We start from the raw sequence: 15,190 nt of genomic DNA on the forward strand, positions 1-15,190 counted from the left end.
CCGGGCGGGGTGGCCGGCGTCGGGCTGTGCCTTGAGTTCCCAGCCGAACCGGCCGCCCTGAAGACCTGGCTCACCGCGGCGGGATTCACCGCGGCGCCTGCCCCCGGGCCGGCCGGCAGCTCCTTCCGGGTGCACACGCCGGGCGGGGCGGCCATTTGGGTCCGTGCGGGCGGGTTCATGGGGTAGAACTGTTACATGAGCGTCCGCACTCCTGATCCCTACCCCGGCTGGCTGTCCAACGAGGACCTGTACGAGGCCCGGAACCGGCTTCCCATGGTCTACGTGGAGGTGGTGCCCGTCCGGCTTGACCCCCTGGGCTACGTCAACGAGGTGGGGCTGCTGCTCCAGGCCGACGACGAGGGCTCCATGGTGCGCACCCTGGTGTCGGGGCGCGTGCTGTACCGCGAAACCATCCGGGCTGCCCTGGTGCGGCATGTGGAAAAGGACCTCGGCCCGCTGGCGTTCCCGCAGCTGCCCGTGAGCCCTGTGCCGTTCACCGTGGCCGAATACCTGCCCTCGCCTTCGCAGACGGGATTCACGGACGAACGCCAGCACGCCGTGGCCCTGGTGTATGTGATCCCCGTGACGGGCGAGTGCGAACCCCGCCAGGACGCCCTGGAGCTGACTTGGATGACGCCGGAGGAAGCGCTCAGCCCCGGCGTGCAGGCCGAATTCGTCGGCGGCCGCGGCTCCCTGGTGCGGCAGGCAATCTCCTACGCCGGCGTGGGCAGGTAACGAACAGGCGTAGGGTGCTGGCCCGTTCCTGCCAAGCGGCGTAGATTACGATGCATGGACAAGACCCAGCTCTCGGTACTCGTCAATGCGGACGCGGAACAGGTGTGGCTCATGCTGCGCGAACCAGCCAGGATTGCCCAGTGGCACGGCTGGGAAATGGACGGCCTGCAGGAGGAGATCCAACAGATCTACTATGGAGACGACGTCACGGAGGGCCCTGACCACCTCCGGCTTGAGCTGGGCATGGGCGACGTCTTCACCCTGGAGCCCGTCCCGGACGGCACCCGGCTCACGCTGACCCGCGGCCAGGCGACGGGTGAATGGGCCAAGTACGACGCCGACATCACGGAGGGCTGGTCCGTCTTCATCCAGCAGCTCAAGTTCAAGCTGGAACGCCACCCGCACACCCCCCGCCGGACCATCTTCGCCGACGGCACCAGCGCTGCACACACCCGGCTGTGGGACGCCCTGGGCATTGACACCGGATGGCTGCCCGACGCCGGCGAACCGTACAAGCTGACCCTGACCACAGGGGCCACGCTGGAGGGCAAGGTCTGGTACCGCACCGAGTCCCAGTTGGGCCTGACAGTGGCGGACTACGCCGAACACGGCGACGGCCTGCTCATCCTGGCCCAGCAGGCGCCCGTGGAGGGCGTGCGCGAACATCCCGGTGCCCAGGTCATCGCCTCCACGTGGGGGCTCGGCGCCGCAGCGATGGATGCCATCGGCTCCCAGTGGGACTCCTTCATGGAGACCCACTACCCCGACGCCTAACGGTCCCCGGACGGGCAACTAACAACCGCGCCCGCCCCCCGCATTCGCGCCCAGTGGTACGGGCGCGAATGCGGGGGACGTGCGCGGTTGCGTCCCGAGTGGGCCACAGACTGGCTACAGAACGGGTCCCGGTGTTTCCACCGCCCGGGCCGCAAAATCGGAAACCTCGGGATCGTCCTCATTGGCGCCAAAGTCCGAGGGCTTGGTGATGTCCTTGCCGTTGGGCACCTTCAGGGCCTGCAGCACCAGGGTGACCACCACGGCCACCAGGGCGTTGAGCACAAACGCCGTGACGGCGATGTAGACCTTGATGTTGGTGCCCGGGATGGCCGCAATGGAACCGCCAAAGTGGGCGTGCGAGACGGGGTTGACAACGCTGTAGGCCGCCCACGTGCCGTAGATGATGCCCACGGCCCAGCCTGCCAGCAGCGCCCACTTGTGGAACCAGCGGGTGTACAGGCCTGCCACAATGGCCGGAAACGTCTGCAGGATCCAGATGCCGCCCAGCAACTGCATGTTGATGGCAGCCGAGGCGTCCATGCCGATGACGAAGATCAGGGCTCCGAATTTCACCACCAGCGAGGTGACCTTGGAGACCTTGGCCTCCTGGCGCGGGGTGGCATCCTTTTTGAAGAAGTCCTTGTAGATGTTGCGGGTGAACATGTTCGCCGCCGCAATGGACATGATGGCGGCCGGCACCAGGGCACCGACAGCGATCGCGGCCAGCGCCACGCCCGCGAACCAGGACGGGAAATTGTCCAGGAACAGCTGCGGGACCACCAGCTGGGGGTTGATGGTCTTGCCGTCCAGCTCCACGGGGCGGGTGCCGGCGGCGATGGCCACGTAGCCAAGGAGCGCCAGGAAGCCCAGCACCAGGGAGTACAGGGGCAGCACGGCGGCGTTCTTGCGGATTGTGTTGCGGCTCTTGGTGGCGAGCACGCCCGTGATGGAGTGCGGGTACATGAACAGCGCCATGGCCGAGCCCAGCGCCAGGGTGGCGTACGCCGCGTAGCTGTCAGCGCCCGGAATGAACGGTCCGGGAACCTTGCCGGTGACAGGGTTCACGGTGGTCATCTTTGCCTGGGCGGCACCGAAGATGTGCTCCCAGCCGCCGAACTTGGTGGGCAGGTAGATGATGGCCACAATGACGGCCAGGTAGATCAGCACGTCCTTGACCACGGCAATCATGGCCGGGGCGCGCAGCCCGGAGGTGTACGTGTAGGCGGCCAGCACCACGAAGGCCACAATCAGCGGCAGGTCGTTGAGGAACCAGTTGCCCGGGCTGCCCACGCCCAGCACGGTCAGCACGGACTTGATGCCCACCAGCTGCAGCGCAATGTAGGGCATGGTGGCGATGATGCCGGTGAGCGCAATGGCCAGCGAGAGCGGCTTGCTGCCGTAGCGCCCGCCCACAAAGTCTGCCGTGGTGACAAAGCCGTGCCGCTTGGACACGGACCACAGCCGGGCCATCAGCAGGAACACGATGGGGTACAGCACAATGGTGTACGGAACGGCGAAGAAGCCGCTCACGGAGCCTGCCGCCCACATGGCTGCCGGGACCGCCACGAAGGTGTAGGCCGTGTAGAGGTCCCCGCCCAGCAGGAACCAGGTGATCCAGGTGCCGAACTTCCGCCCGCCCAGGCCCCATTCGTCGAGCGAATGCAGGCCGTCCGGCCCGCCTGTGCGCCAGCGTGCAGCATAGAAGCCCAGCACGCCCACCAGCACAAAGAGCACGACGACGACGACCAGTGCGGTGACGTCCACGCCCCTGGCTGCTGTCGGGGCGGCGGCCAGTGCGGCGCCCACCATGGCCGGTGCGGCGCTCACTTGGCCTCACCTCCGGCGTCGTGCCTGCCCCTGCGCCCGGCCTGGTCCTGCAGGACGGCGCGGCGGCGCTTGTCTTCGGTGGTCATCAACTTGTAGCAGATGCCGATCAGGATGGCGCAGATGGGCACCCACAGCATCTGGTACCAGAAGAAGAACGGAAAGCTGAAAAGGTGGGGGTCTGCGTGCGCGTACATCGGCACGGCAAGGGGGAAAATAATGGCAACGGCCAGCAGTATTCCGCTGACCACGTACGGCATGGGTCGTGCCGGTCCCCGCGTGGGTGAATCATGAGTGGTGTTCGGATAGGACATGAGCGGCTCCTTTGGGCTCTGCAGTCCATGGGTGTTTCTGACTTTTTCATGGTAGGGACACATACGGAACGATCGGTAGGTATTGGGAAAATTAGTTTCCCGTGTCACGGGCCACATTCCGCATCGTTGCACACCGCTTTTACAACGTGCTACGTTTGCGTTCGATCGTGATCAACCGGCAGGAGGTGGTACCCATGAACGCAGCATCAACAGTGGGCGCTCCCCTGCAGTCCACGATCGCGCGACTGAGGTAGTCGCCGCTGGGAGCGCCGGATCCGGCAATTCGCGAAAGGCGACTCCCATGAACACAACACCTTCTTCAATTCCCCGCATCTCCCCGGCAACGGCCTCCAATGGCATGCCCGGGCCTGCTTCCGTCCCCGGCGCACGGGCAGTGGTCCTCGGCGGCGGCGGATCGACAGGCAATGCCTGGCTGATCGGCGTGGTTGCCGGCCTCCACGAGGCCGGGCTGGACGTAACCGGCGCCGACGTGACCATCGGGACGTCGGCCGGGTCCACGGCCGCGGCCCAGCTCGCAGGCACCACGCCAGCCGAACTGCTGGAAGCCGTCCTCACCGCGGCGCCCCCGCCGCGGACAGGGCCGGCAGGACCCGTTGCCCCGGGGGTTGGGCGCCCCGCTAACGGGCTGGCCGCCGACTACATGGCGCAAACACAGGCCCTGATCGATGCCGCCGTGGATGCGGCTGACATGCGGCGCCGCATGGGCGCGGCCGCGCTTGGCCGGGCGGCATCATCGGACGGTGCCGCGCAGGCCAGGTGGCGAGCCACTGTCGCCGCCCGCCTCCCCGGCCTGCAGTGGCCTCAACGTCGCCTGCTCATCACGGCCGTCAATGCCCAGACGGGGGAACCTGCCGTCTTCGATCGGGACAGCGGCGTGGACATTGTCGACGCCGTGGCCGCCAGCTGTTCCAGCGGCTTTGCCTACACGATCGGCGGTCAGGCCTACATCGACGGCGGCTACCGGCGCAACGAGAATGCGGACCTGGCTGCCGGGTGCGGGCGGGTGCTGGTGCTGTCGCCCTTTGGCGGGCGCACCCGGCATCCGGCGGAGTGGGGCATGCAGCTGGCCGCCCAGGTCGAGGAACTGCGTTCAGCCGGCAGCCGGGTCGAAACGATCTTCCCAGACAGCGGCTCCGAGCACATTTTCGGCGCCAACGCGATGGACTTGTCACTGCGTCCCGCCGCTGCCCGGGCCGGCTACGGGCAAGGCAAGGCCTTGGCAGGGCGGCTCGCCGAATTCTGGGGCTGAGGCCTATTTTTTCGGTGGCGCACCCGCTGCGTACCCGGGGAAGCCGCGCATGTCCTTATTTAGGGACATGCCATTCTCGTCGACGGGGAAGCTATCCAGCACCTTGTTGGTGGCTGTGTCGACAATGATGATTGATTTCTTCGGCCACCGTGGATCCGGGTGCACCGTGTAGTTGATTGCGTGGCTCCCCGTGGCGCGGTTGTAGCCGTCGACGACAGTATTGGTTCGGGTGCTGATTTGGACGGTTTCATTAGGCAGACCGGCGTCGCTGCCATCCTCGGTGGTGCTGTTCCACCAGCCAATGTAGCCGCCGATTTTTGTCTTTATGGTTTCGCCGTTTGTGGGGCGACCGGAGGCATCAACCGTGAAGCTTTCCATCACCCGGTTTTGTGCCGGATCGAGTACGAGCATGACATTGCCTGCCCATGTTCCGTCTCGGAGGACCGCCCAGTTTTTCGCCGACAGCGTGGCCGGGGCACCGATTCGCTGTACGACAGTGCCTTTTCCGGTGCTGAAGATGACGAGGTTGGTGGGCTGTCCCGGCAGGGGCTTGCCATCCCACCAACCGTGGTAACTGCCGTCCGGGGACAGCGTGAACCTCTCAGCTGTGGTGAGCCGTTGCACACCGGAAACGTCAAGGGGCGTGAGCTTTTGCGAGGCACAGCCCGTCAGCAGCGGAAGGGCAATGACGAGTAACCCAATCGCCCGCCTAGTCCGGCTGCCCTGTCCAAATTGGTGCGGCTTGCACGTGGCCTCCATCATTCGTCCCTCCCGGACTGGTAGGGCGAAGAACACAGTGTGGGTGCAGCCGTGCCGGGAAGGTAAGGACGGTACAGGAGCATGATTCCGTCGTCTTCGTGGACTACCCGAAAGCCGTAGGATTCCTTGAATTGGAGGGCGTCGAAGGGAGTGAAATTGCCGTCGCCCCCGCCGCCGGTGTCGGTTTGGGTGAAGTCAATGACGGCCCAGCTGGCGTAGTCCACCTGACGGCCAAGCATGCCCACATTCGTCCGGTTAGTCAGGTGCGGCACCAACCGGTCATCTGCCTCCACACAGACGCCGGAGGGAACCATGTTGACCACCCGCTGTTGGGCAGCCATGTGGGCCGTGTACACCCCCGCCTTTCCCGTGAGCACATCGTGGACGGGGAACAGTCCAGGCAGGAAGGCAATGCCTAGTGCCGTGGATGCTGCAAAGACTGCGGGACCCCACACTTTCACGCCGTGCAGGCGCGGATGTCGCCGGACGACTTTTGCAACGACATCCACGGCCGCAAGCACCAGAATCGGGGCAAGGATGGCGTTGTATTGGAAGGCCGTCGACCACGTGCCTGGACGATCGCTCAGGAGCCTACTGGCGATAATGGGCGCCGCGAGCAGGACATAAGGCGACAGAAACGGGAGCAGCCCCAGTGGAAGGAATAAGGACGCCCACAGGAACTGTTTCGTGTTGTTATCGAACATGATGGCGGCCGATTTGAAGGGGTGGGCCGCGATGAACGACAGCGCGGCGCCCATTGTCGGCCCCAGAGCGGCGTACTGCCAGTACCCAAAGCTGGAGGACCTGTTGAAATGGGGGATGAGGCGTCCCGTGGTGAACAGGTAGCCGCCGACGCCCGTGACGAAGAGTGCCAAGGAGAGCTTCCATCGCCGGCGCAGCGCTAACACCATGGCCACGGCGACCACCATGAACCCCATGTCCTCACGAACCCCGAGGAGCATGACAGAAAGGATCTCGACTACAACATACCGGTTCCGGTCCACGGCGAGGATAATCCACGCGATCAGCGGAACGCCGAAGGCTATTTCGTGAAAGTCAAAATTCACCAGGCCCTGAATTGGCCACCAGAAAACATAACCGCCCGACACTGCCAGCGCCGCCCAGGAGGCAAGCCGCGCGCGGCAAAAGAGGTAGACGGGATAGATCGAGGAGGCCATCAGGACGGCCAAGGCGATGCCCAGCATGCGTGGGTCGTTCCACAGCCAATACAACGGAGCAAGGAGAGCAATGATGGGGTGGAAGTGGTCACCCATGATGTTGTAGATCAGGCCCTTGATCTCGCTATAGGGACCCATGAATGCGGAATATTGGCGAACCACCTGGTCGAATATTCCCAGGTCATATCCAGCAGAGCGAAACGTGCTGTACCGGAGCATGGAAAGGGTCGAATAGGCCGTTGCGGCCACCAGGGCAAGTAGGTTCACCCAGCGAAGCTCGCCCGTAAACAGGGTTCCGGCACGGCTGGCAAGCCGCCGCCCAAGGGATTGACGCCACACCACTTGGCGTTGCGATCCGTCCAAAACTTCCGTCGTCATCCATTCCCCCTGCCGGCTGCCAAGTCTACGTGTCCGACGGCCCAGCATCCCTCACCCCAAGGCCGAAAATGAAGGATCGGGGCCGGCAGGCGAACAGGACGGCACCGAAACACTGGCAAAATGGGGGCATGCCCTCCCCCGAATCTGCCACGAAGCTTTTCACGCCCGCGCCGGCCACGGCACCGCACGCCCTCCCCGCCGGACCGGCATCCCAGGACGAGTTCGGCTTCCGCGTGGCCACCCGGCTGGAGGATTCGTGCACTCCCACGTTGGCCGCCGTCGAACTTAACGGCGGAAGGTTCCAGGGCCGCACCGGGGTCATCACCACCCCGCACGGGACCATCAAGACGCCCGCCTTCATCGCCGTGGGCACCAAGGCCACCGTGAAGTCGGTGCTGCCGGAATCCATGGAGGAACTGGGCGCGCAGGCGCTGCTCTCCAACGCCTACCACCTGTACCTCCAGCCCGGCGCGGACATCCTCGACGAGGCCGGCGGGCTGGGCAGGTTCATGAACTGGCGCGGCCCCACCTTTACCGACAGCGGCGGATTCCAGGTCATGAGCCTGGGCTCGGGCTTCAAGAAGGTCATCAACATGGACGCCGCGGCCGCCTCACCCCACGCCGGCGCGGACGATTCCGTGGCCGTGGGCAAGGAGCGCCTGGCGCACATTGACGACGACGGCGTCTGGTTCAAGTCGCACCTGAACGGGGACATGCACCGCTTCACCCCGGAAGTGTCGATGCAGGTCCAGCACCAGATCGGCGCGGACATCATGTTCGCCTTTGACGAGCTGACCACGCTGCTGAACTCCCGCGGCTACCAGGAAATGTCGCTCGAGCGGACGCGGCTGTGGGCGCTGCGCTGCATCGAGGAGCACTTCCGGCTCACCGAGGAGCGGACGGGCAAGCCGTACCAAGCCCTGTTCGGCGTGATCCAGGGCGCCCAGTACGAGGACCTGCGGCGCAAGGCTTCCCGCGACCTGGGCGCCATGAACTTTGACGGCTACGGAATTGGCGGGGCGCTTGAGAAGGAAAACCTGGGCACCATTGTGCGCTGGTGCGCCGAGGAGCTGCCGGAGGACAAGCCGCGCCACCTGCTGGGCATCTCCGAGCCGGATGACATCTTCACGGCCATCGAAAACGGCGCCGACACCTTCGACTGCGTCTCCCCCACCCGCGTGGCCCGCACCTCGGCGTTTTACACCCCGGACGGCCGCTTCAACCTCTCCGGCGCCCGCTACAAGCGCGACTTCACGCCGCTGGTGGACGGCTGCGACTGCTATGCCTGCGCCAACTACAGCCGCGCCTACATCCACCACCTGTTCAAGGCCAAGGAAATGGTCGCGGCCACGCTGGTGTCCATCCACAATGAACGCTTTGTGGTGAAAATGGTCGACGACGCCCGCCTGGCCATCGAGGACGGCACCTTCTTCGAGTTCAAGGCGGAGACGCTGCGCCGGTACTACCCGAAGCGGTAGGCACGCCGGGGGTGCAGCCCTTTAGAGCACGTACGTCGGTTCGTGCCTCTTGAACCAGCCGATCACCAGCGTGGTTACGGGAACCAGCAGGTACTGCACGCCCACCTTGTACAGGAAACCCACCACCACGTAGTTGGCGAACATGCCAAAGCCCACAATGCCGATCACCGGCGCCGCAATGCTGCAGAAAATGAGGGTGTCGATGAATTCGCCTACTCCGCTGGAGCCCATGAGGCGCATCCACAGCTTCCGCTCCCCCTGGCGCGCCTTCAGCCGGACCATGATGAGGGAGTTGATGGTCTGCCCGGCCAGGAACGCGAGCAGGCTGGCCAGCACAATCTGCGGCACCGGGCCCAAGGCATCGACCAGGGCGTGCTGCTTGGCCACCCCGTAGTCGTCGGTGAACCCGGGCAGGGCAATGATCACCCAGTAGCTCAGGGACGCAAAGATGGACAGCGCGAAGGTGGTGAAGATGGCTTTCCGTGCCATCTTGAAGCCGTAAATCTCACTGATCACGTCTCCCAGGATGTAGGCGAACGGGAAGAGGAAGAAGCCGCCGTCCGTCACGATCGGCCCAAACAGCACACCCTTGGAGGCGCCGATGTTGGAAAGGATCACGATGACGGCCATGCAGGCGAGCAGGATGCCGTAGTAGCGGCTTCCAACGTCGGCAAAGCGCGGGGCGGACCGGGGACTGGCAGCGGTTTCGGGCGTGGCGGCATTGTTTTGCAGCGAGGGCATGGCGGTGTCTCAAATCATTGGTAAGTGGTTCGCCCAGCCGCCGCCCGTCAGGCAGCAGCCGGCTGTATTATCACTGGGCCCGTCTGCACCCGGGCCATCCCAATTCTGCCATGCCGGGTCAGGGCTTGGTGAAGCTGATGATCTCCGCCGCCTTTGACCAGCCTTCGACGGCGGCAAAGCGGGCGGCCTGCGCGGCGTCGGCCACGAGATACAGGACATCGGCTCCGTGCAGGAACGCCTCGTCGCCCAAGGCAGCCACCATCGCCTGTTCAAACGCGACCACCAGCTCGTCGTGGCCGTCGTCCACGGTCAAGTTGCCCAGCACGCCCAGCCCATCCTCGAGCTTGATGCGCCCGTCCGCCACGGGGCGGTCAAAAAGTGCCACCTCAACGGCGTCGTAGTTCTCCATCGGCGCCTCCGCCACGTACGCGTCGGCGGGGAGCGAGGGCACCAGGTCAAGGTCGTCAGTTTGGGCCGTAAGGAGCACCAGGGCGCCGGTTTCGCGGAACCCGAGCGGGCCGGCAAACTCCCGTGCCGCCGCGGCGTCCTCGGTCACGAGGGACAGCACGGTGCCAGGGGGAAAGGACGCTGCATGTGCCTTGGCGCCATCGCCGGGCCACGGGGCCAGCCGCTCGGGCACGGCACCGGTGATGACCACCGAACCGTCCTCCGCGGAGCCTTCCAGGTCACGCACTGCAGCCCATGCCGGGCCCCACACCGCTAGAGTTTCCTGCCAATGCGCCATGTGCTTCATCCTTTGCCTCAATGCCTACGGTGGCCACACACCGGCGCGGGCGGTCCTTTGAGGGCTGCGGGTCCGGCCCCTCAAGCATAGGCACAGCGGCGGCGTGCCCGCAGCGGCGATAGCATCGAGCCATGAACGGATGGCAGCAGGACGTCCTCGGACCCGGCTTTGAACAGCTCACCCTGGAGCTGCCCGCCGGCTCCCCAGCCACGCTGGTCCGCCACGCGGGCGGCGGCGAACGCTGGGAGCCCTCCGCGCTCACGGGTGCTGACGTGCTGTATGTCCACGGCTGGTCGGACTACTTTTTCCAGCGCGAACTGGCCGAATTCTGGACCCGGGCCGGCGCCGCGTTCTACGCACTGGACCTCCACAACTACGGCCGCAGCCTGCGCCCCGGCCAGTCCCCGGGCCAGGTTTCCTCCCTTACCGAGTACGACGGCGACATTGCCGCCGCGCTGACGGCGATGGGGCGGCGCGGGGCCGGGACCCCGGTGGAGCCCGCAACGGCAAACGAGCCCATGGCCGCAAACGGCAGTGGCGGCAGTAGCGGCAGACCCGGCGCCGAACCGGAAGATCCGCACCCAGGCGGGCCCATGGCGTGGGTGGCCGAGGCCCTGGCCGCCCTGGCCCGCCGCCGGGCCGCCCCCGCCGAGCCGGGCAGGCGTCCGCTGGTCCTGCTGGGGCACTCCACGGGCGGGCTGACCCTGAGCCTGTGGGCCGCGCGGCACCCGGGCGCGGCGGACGCCGTCGTGCTTAACAGTCCGTGGCTGGAGTTCCAGGCTTCGGAGGTGGGGCGGGCCATGGTGGCCCCGCTGATCCAGGCCCGGAGCCGGTTCCGCCCCCTGGCGCCACTGCCGCCGCTTGACCCGGGGTTTTACACGCGCGCCGTGTCATCGCGCTTTGACGGCGAGTGGGACTACGAACAAAAGTGGCGGCCGGACCGCGGCTTTCCCGTCACGCCGGGGTTCCTCAATGCAGTGTTCCGCGGGCAGGCCGAGGTGGCTCGCGGGCTGGGGATCGAGGCACCGGTGCTGGTGATGCTTTCGGACAAGAGCTACCTGCAGCCGCGGTGGTCCGGCGATGCGCTCGCGGCGGACGTGGTGCTGAACGTGGACACCGTGGCCAGGCGGGCCCTGGACCTGGGCCGGGACGTCACGTTGCACAGGGTCTCCGGCGCCTTCCACGACATCTTCCTCTCGCCCAGCGCCATCCGGGCGCACGCGTATGCGGGAATGGGGCGCTGGGCGGAGGCGGCCCTGGATGCCGGGGCTGCACGCAGGTGGGCGGAGCGGGCAGAACCGGCCACGGAAGCCTAGTTGCCGATTTCCGTCCGCACCGCGTACAGCTCGGGGAAGAACACCAGGTCCAGGGCGCGCTGCAGGAAGCCCACCCCGGAGGATCCGCCCGTGCCCCGCTTCATGCCAATGATGCGATTAACGGTGCGCACATGCCGGAACCGCCACAGCTGGAAATTGTCCTCCAGGTCCACCAGCTCCTCGCAGGCCTCGTAGAGGTCCCAGTAGTCGTCCGGGGACTCGTACACCACGCGGATGGCCTCCATCAGCTCGGCGTTGAACACATGCGCCTTGCTGACGTCGCGCTCCAGCAGCTCCGCCGGGACCGCGAAACCGCGCCGGGCCAGCAACTGCACAAACTCATCGTAAATGCTGGTCTGGGCCAGGATTTTGGCCAGCATCGCCTGGGCGGGCGGGTTTGCTTCAAACACCTTCAGCATGGCCGCGTTCTTGTTCCCCAGCATGAATTCCACGGCCCGGTACTGGTACGACTGGAACCCGGACGCGGACCCCAATTCGCCGCGGAACTGCGCATATTCGCTGGGCGTGAGGGTGGCCAGCACGCTCCACTGCTCCGTCAGCGAGCGCTGGATGTGCTTGATCCGGGCCACGCCCTTCATGGCCGCCCGCAGGTTGTCCGAGGCGAGTTGGAGCCGCACGGCCCTCAGTTCGTGGAGCATGAGCTTGAGCCAGAGCTCGGAGGTTTGGTGCTGGATGATGAACAGCATCTCGTCGTGGTGCCCGCTGACGGGCTGCTGCGCACTGAGCAGCGTGTCCAAGGCCAGATAGCTGCCGTAGCTCATCTTGTCGCTGAAGTCCGTTTCAATGCCGGCTTCGAGCCTGCGCGTGTTCGCCTCCACGCCGTCGCCGCCGCCAGCCTCCACCGGCCCTGTCTCCCTTGACATCGCCACAGCCTTTCCACAAAAGTTCCACAATGGTTTCTCCACACCCTACGCCCGCCGCAAAAGCTCCAACACCAAGTCCCGGCAGGTGGCGTACTGGCCGCTGCTGACGTCAATCAGCGCGTAGTGGTCCCCCGGCACCTCCACCAGCTGCGCCTCCCCGCCGGCGGCGACCGCGGCGGCAACGTAACTTTGGCTCTGGGAGGCGGGGACGTCGCCGTCGTCCATGGCGTGGACGGCATACACCGGCACGGACAGGGGCACGGCGGCCAGCGGGTCCGCGCGCCGCACGCTGTCCCCCAGGAGCGCGGTGACCGCATGGTTGCTCAGCCCCAGCCGCTGTGCCTCGGCCAGGTTGAGCAGCCCCGACTGGCTCACGACGCCGGACAGCACCACCGCGGGCCCGGCACCCGCCGCCGTGGCCGGGAAGGAGGGGCGGCCCGCAGCCCAGGCGGCCAGCTGGCCCCCCGCGGAATGACCCAGCGCCACCACGCGGGACAGGTCCAGCCCGTGTTCGGCGGCCGCGGGGGCCAGTGCGTCGATGCCCGCCGCCACGTCCTGGAACGTCTCCGGCCAGCCGCCCCCGTTGCCCATGCGCCGGTACTCCAGGTTCCAGGCGGCCACGCCGTGGGCGGCGAGGTCGGCAGCCAAAGGGGCCCCCAGTTCGGCCCCGTAGCGGCTGCGCCAGAAGCCGCCGTGGATGACCACCACCGCGCCGGGCAGCTTCCGTTCGGGAGGCTGCTGATTCGGCTGCTGGGGCAGCACTTGGGGCAGGTACAGCTCTGCCCATTGGGACGGGTCCGGGCCGTAGGCATAACGCTGCGGGTTCATGGACCACAGCGTATCGGCACCACGGCACCCCGGCAGGGCCGCGGGGCGGAATTTCTGGCCACTTTCGGAATATTCAAGAGGTATTCCGTGTCTAATGTGGTGTCAATTTGAAAGGCGGGATTGCCATGAGTCCAACAATGAAGGCCATGACATACGCGCAATACGGCGGAACTGACGTTTTGAGCAGCACCGAGCTGCCTTTTCCCAAGGTTTGGCCCGGCTGCGTTTTGGTCCGGATGAAGGCGGCAGGCGTCAACCCGATGGACTGGAAGATCATGGCCGGTTGGATGGACGACTTCTATGCCGTCCGGTTCCCCGTCATCCCTGGCGCCGATGTGGCGGGCATTGTGGAGGCCGTTGGCATAGACCCCCCGAATTTTCCGTGGGCGATGAGGTATATTCCTTTGTCTTGTTGATCCACAACGGTTCCGGCGGCGTGGGGCGCATTGGCGTCCAGCTGGCTGTCAACGCCGGAATCCGCGTCATCGCCACCACCTCCCCCGAGAACTTCACCCTCCTGCGCGAACTCGGCGCCGAACCGGTGAAATACGGCGAGGGACTGGCGGACCGCGTCCTTGCCCTGGCCCCGGGCGGCGTGGACGCCGTTGCCGACTTCATCGGTGACGTTGTGGACCAGACCATGGCAGTGCTCAAGCCGGCAGGCCGGCATGTGTCCATCACGGATGGGGCCGTGCTGGGCCGGGGCGGACTGTTCATTGGCGGACGCGCGGACACACACAGCCTGGACCGCCTCAGCCAGCTGGTGGACGCCGGCGCACTGACGGTGGACGTGGCCGCCACCTACCCGCTGCAGGACGTGGCCGCCGCGTTCCAGGCCAGCATGTCCGGGCACAGCGACGGCAAGATCGTGATGACGGCGTTCACCAGCTGAGGCTGGCGGGAATCTTCCGGCCCGGCGCACGGTTGGCCGAAGGGACAGTGTTCCAACGACAGCTTTCAACCCGAGCAGCAAAGGTGGATCCCCATGAAGGCCATGACATACGCGCAGTACGGCGGCCCCGAAGTCCTTGAACAGTCCGAACGCCCCGACCCGAAGGTGTCTCCGGGCTCGGTCCTGATCCGCGTCAAGGCTGCCGGGGTCAACCCGGTGGACTGGAAGGTCATGGCCGGCTACCTGGACCAGATCATGGATGTCACCTTCCCCGTCATCCCGGGCTGGGACGTGGCCGGCGTGGTGGAGGCTGTGGGCCTGGACACCCCGGAGTTCCAGGTGGGCGACGAGGTGTACTCCTACGGCCGGCGCGACACCGTCCAGGGCGGCACCTTTGCCGAACTCGTGGCGCTGCCCGCCTCGGCGGTGGCCCGCAAGCCGCAATCGCTGAGCTGGGAGCAGGCCGCCGGGCTGCCGCTGACGGGGCTGACTGCCCTGCGGTCGCTGGATGTGCTGGAGCTGCAGTCCGGGGAAACCCTCCTGGTCCACAACGGTGCAGGCGGGGTGGGGCGTGCCGCCATTCAACTGGCGGTTCACTCCGGCGCCCGCGTCATTGCCACGGCGTCAGCCAAAAACCATGCCCGGCTGCGCGAACTCGGCGCCGAGCCCGTGGAATACGGCGACGGCGTGGCGGACCGCGTCCTGGCGCTGGCACCCCGCGGCGTGGATGCCGTTGCCGACTTTGCCGGCGGCGTGCTCGAGGCAACTTTGGCCGCGCTCAAGGACGGCGGGCGGCACGTTTCCATCGCCGACGGCTCCGCGGCCGCGCACGGCGGACGCTACCTCTGGGTCCGGCCCGATGCCCGCGAATTGGACCGGCTCAGCGGGATGGTCGACGCCGGCACCCTCACCGTTGACGTCGGCGCCACGTTCCCCATGGAGGAGGCGTCCGCGGCGTTTGCCGCGAGCATGTCCGGCCACGGCGGCGGGAAAATCGTCCTGACCCCGTTTAGCTGACAGGCTGCGGGGCTGCCCGCCGCGGGCGGCTACGGTTAAAGGGTTCGCTTTCCGCCG

At 66.4% G+C, this 15,190-nt stretch carries 15 protein-coding genes and 1 pseudogene; 8 read left to right on the forward strand and 8 right to left on the reverse strand.

From position 1 onward, the window contains the following. From LPN03_RS12760 to LPN03_RS12770, 3 genes are all read left to right on the forward strand, one after another. On the forward strand, positions 1-186 hold a 186-nt coding region (locus tag LPN03_RS12760), incomplete at its 5' end, for a hypothetical protein (protein WP_262454491.1). Between the two features lie 9 nt (positions 187-195). Then, positions 196-735: an NUDIX hydrolase family protein gene (locus LPN03_RS12765; protein WP_165181443.1), complete on the forward strand. Its 540-nt coding sequence runs from the start codon at positions 196-198 to the stop codon at positions 733-735. Positions 736-789: 54 nt separating this feature from the next. Next, positions 790-1,509: an SRPBCC domain-containing protein gene (locus tag LPN03_RS12770; protein ID WP_262454492.1), complete on the forward strand. Its 720-nt coding sequence runs from the start codon at positions 790-792 to the stop codon at positions 1,507-1,509. Between the two features lie 114 nt (positions 1,510-1,623). Here the strand turns inward: LPN03_RS12770 and mctP are convergent, their stop codons facing one another. Together mctP and LPN03_RS12780 are read right to left on the reverse strand one after the other, a co-directional pair. Then, positions 1,624-3,318, reverse strand: coding sequence for a monocarboxylate uptake permease MctP (gene mctP, locus LPN03_RS12775; RefSeq protein WP_262454516.1), 1,695 nt, complete (start codon positions 3,316-3,318; stop codon positions 1,624-1,626). Between the two features lie 14 nt (positions 3,319-3,332). Beyond that, on the reverse strand, positions 3,333-3,647 hold the full coding sequence (locus LPN03_RS12780; RefSeq protein ID WP_205678108.1) for a DUF3311 domain-containing protein: 315 nt from the start codon (positions 3,645-3,647) through the stop codon (positions 3,333-3,335). 301 nt (positions 3,648-3,948) lie between these two features. Between LPN03_RS12780 and LPN03_RS12785 the strand changes: the two genes are divergently transcribed. Continuing rightward, positions 3,949-4,917, forward strand: coding sequence for a patatin-like phospholipase family protein (locus LPN03_RS12785; protein ID WP_410468594.1), 969 nt, complete (start codon positions 3,949-3,951; stop codon positions 4,915-4,917). A 3-nt stretch (positions 4,918-4,920) separates the two neighbouring features. Here the strand turns inward: LPN03_RS12785 and LPN03_RS12790 are convergent, their stop codons facing one another. Beyond that, the gene (locus tag LPN03_RS12790) at positions 4,921-5,679 is read right to left on the reverse strand and encodes a hypothetical protein (protein ID WP_262454494.1); all 759 of its coding nucleotides are present in this window, start codon (positions 5,677-5,679) and stop codon (positions 4,921-4,923) included. Further along, complete coding sequence (locus tag LPN03_RS12795; protein WP_262454495.1) at positions 5,676-7,232, reverse strand: DUF2079 domain-containing protein; 1,557 nt, start codon at positions 7,230-7,232, stop codon at positions 5,676-5,678. Before LPN03_RS12795 ends, LPN03_RS12790 begins: the two co-directional genes overlap by 4 nt. A gap of 128 nt (positions 7,233-7,360) precedes the next feature. Here LPN03_RS12795 and tgt point away from each other — a divergent pair, with 128 nt between their 5' ends. Then, entirely contained in the window at positions 7,361-8,710 is a 1,350-nt protein-coding gene (gene tgt, locus LPN03_RS12800; RefSeq protein ID WP_262454496.1) for a tRNA guanosine(34) transglycosylase Tgt, read from the forward strand. A gap of 21 nt (positions 8,711-8,731) precedes the next feature. On the opposite strand, the gene LPN03_RS12805 is transcribed toward tgt, so the two are convergent. Beyond that, entirely contained in the window at positions 8,732-9,451 is a 720-nt protein-coding gene (locus LPN03_RS12805) for a queuosine precursor transporter (RefSeq protein WP_165181438.1), read from the reverse strand. Between the two features lie 118 nt (positions 9,452-9,569). After that, positions 9,570-10,196 carry a hypothetical protein gene (locus LPN03_RS12810; protein WP_262454497.1) on the reverse strand — a complete coding sequence of 209 codons (627 nt, stop codon included), beginning with the start codon at positions 10,194-10,196 and terminating at the stop codon, positions 9,570-9,572. A gap of 131 nt (positions 10,197-10,327) precedes the next feature. Here LPN03_RS12810 and LPN03_RS12815 point away from each other — a divergent pair, with 131 nt between their 5' ends. Continuing rightward, positions 10,328-11,512, forward strand: coding sequence for an alpha/beta hydrolase (locus LPN03_RS12815; protein ID WP_262454498.1), 1,185 nt, complete (start codon positions 10,328-10,330; stop codon positions 11,510-11,512). Here LPN03_RS12815 and kynA read toward each other — a convergent pair. Both kynA and LPN03_RS12825 read right to left on the reverse strand, forming a co-directional pair. Then, on the reverse strand, positions 11,509-12,396 hold the full coding sequence (kynA, locus tag LPN03_RS12820; protein ID WP_165181435.1) for a tryptophan 2,3-dioxygenase: 888 nt from the start codon (positions 12,394-12,396) through the stop codon (positions 11,509-11,511). The two genes, LPN03_RS12815 and kynA, sit on opposite strands and share 4 nt — an antisense overlap. A 45-nt stretch (positions 12,397-12,441) precedes the next feature. Then, positions 12,442-13,224 (reverse strand): alpha/beta hydrolase, encoded by a 783-nt coding sequence (locus LPN03_RS12825; protein WP_262454500.1) that lies wholly within the window; start codon positions 13,222-13,224, stop codon positions 12,442-12,444. A 137-nt stretch (positions 13,225-13,361) separates the two neighbouring features. Here LPN03_RS12825 and LPN03_RS12830 point away from each other — a divergent pair. Together LPN03_RS12830 and LPN03_RS12835 are read left to right on the forward strand one after the other, a co-directional pair. After that, positions 13,362-14,116 (forward strand): annotated as a pseudogene (locus LPN03_RS12830) (NADP-dependent oxidoreductase). A gap of 93 nt (positions 14,117-14,209) precedes the next feature. Then, positions 14,210-15,133: an NADP-dependent oxidoreductase gene (locus LPN03_RS12835; protein WP_262454501.1), complete on the forward strand. Its 924-nt coding sequence runs from the start codon at positions 14,210-14,212 to the stop codon at positions 15,131-15,133. Positions 15,134-15,190: the final 57 nt, after the last annotated feature.

Origin of the sequence: Arthrobacter sp. A2-55 (genome assembly GCF_025548615.1) — a bacterium.
Taxonomy (GTDB): Bacteria; Actinomycetota; Actinomycetes; order Actinomycetales; family Micrococcaceae; genus Specibacter; species Specibacter silviterrae.